Origin of the sequence: Aquaspirillum serpens DSM 68 (assembly GCF_000420525.1) — a bacterium.
GTDB lineage: Bacteria > Pseudomonadota > Gammaproteobacteria > Burkholderiales > Aquaspirillaceae > Aquaspirillum > Aquaspirillum serpens.
In genome coordinates, this window is the sequence record NZ_ATVC01000110.1 from 1 (window position 1) to 1,769 (window position 1,769).

The 1,769-nt window shown below is 45.6% G+C and carries 2 protein-coding genes; both read right to left on the minus strand.

Annotated features, from left to right (window positions below; all coding sequences use genetic code 11):
* The coding region (locus G465_RS0112745; RefSeq protein ID WP_027405458.1) for a PDC sensor domain-containing protein at positions 1-1,160 on the minus strand (1,160 nt) is incomplete at its 3' end.
* Between the two features lie 248 nt (positions 1,161-1,408).
* On the minus strand, positions 1,409-1,769 hold a 361-nt coding region (locus tag G465_RS0112750), incomplete at its 5' end, for a methyl-accepting chemotaxis protein (RefSeq protein WP_027405459.1).

A 1,769-nucleotide genomic window follows, 5' to 3' on the forward strand; every position in this document is an offset into this window, starting at 1 on the left:
CGCAGCTTATCCATGAATTGGTTAAACGCATTTGAGGTCTGACCGATTTCATCTTGGCTGGTGATGTCTAAACGACGGGTTAAATCACCCTCGCCTTGGCTCAAGGTCTGCATGGTGCTCGATAATCGCACCAAGGGTTGCGACAAACTACGCAGAATCGCCGCGATCAATAGCAACATCACACCCACCGCCAACACGCTGATTAACAACGTGGTGTTGCGTACCGAGTTGGCTTCCGCCAACAAGCTAGATTTCGGGATAGACACTAACATCGACCATGGCGCCATGTTTTTATCAACCGTGATAGGTTGTAAAAAATGCATGACACTGTTGCCATCGGTATAGGTATAGGGTTGGCCAGCTTTCACAGCAGCCATTGCTTCTGGCGGGAGATCTTGGGCAGGTTTAGTGATTTTATCTTTTTCTGGATGTGCTAACCAATTCCCTTCGTTTGACACTAATGATAGCCACCCGTCACCATAAGGTTTAACTTGATCAAGGGTTTTACCAATATTGTCGAGGGAAACATCCACCCCAGCAACACCAACAAAATTAGGGTTATTTTTGAGGGAAATCGGCTGCACAATCGAAGTCATCAACACATTTTTGCCTTCGATTGGATAGAGATAGGGTTCTAAGAAAGTGAGGACGTTGTTTTTCTTCGGCACAAGATAGTAATCACCGGCACCAGGCTTATCGTAATCGACTAATGATTCAAGAATCAGTTTGTCACCAGAGCGTGCCCAATACGGCACATAACGCCCAGTGGCATCGTGATCGGGTTTGCGGTTGGCAAATTCGGCATCACGTCCATCAAAAGCATTCGCTTCCCATCCAGTCCACAATCCAATCATCCGCTGCCGTTTACGCAATTCATCGCCCAAAATTGCGGTAATAGCATCACGGTCTTTTAAACCTCGCTCGTGCATGGTGGCAATCATCACGGCCATCGACTCCACCAAATCACGACCTTCATATAAAGGGCTGCTGATATTTTGAGTCAGGGCTTGAGCTTGTAATACAGCAGCTTCGGCACCTTGCTCTAAAATATAATGCTGATTTGCCCATGTCGCATAACCAATAGAAGCAGAAAATCCTAATACAGCAAGCCCACTCACGCTGAGCAAGATTTTACTGCGAAAGCTAAGATTCAAAGACACGATTGAGACCTCCCGCATGATCTTATGATAAGTTAGTGCTTCACTTTTCTGGCGTTGTGGAATTTTTATATAGGCTTTGTTGTTTTTTGCAATTATATCGCTAGTGTAAGCGATTCTTTTGCGCTTCAACAACTTTTAGTCGCCACTCTGAAATCAAGCCAAAAAAATAAAAAACTCACTTTTTAACTTAGATGCAATAGCTTCTCAATTAAAAAGTGAGCCAGTAAATCAACGGGGATCAAAATCGTTTAGGTGCGGAAGCGGTTAACTTGTTGTCCCAATTCACCCGCCAACACGCTAATACTTTGGGTGGTGCGAATGGCCTGTTGTACCGCTTGATCTGTTTGTTGTGCCATGGTGCTAATTTGCTCGACATGCTGTGCAATATCATTGCTCGCTAACGATTGCTCTGTGGTCGCCCGTGAAATTTCGGCAATCGCCGACATCACATTTTGTGCATTTTGATGAATAGCAGAAATCGCACGGCTGGCTTCTTGTGCCATGCTGACGCCGTTGTTGATTTGGCTGTTGGCATCTTCCATCCCGCTGGTAGCAGCCCGCATTTCGGTTTGAATCGCGGCAATCATCTGTGTGATTTCTTGTGTTGCG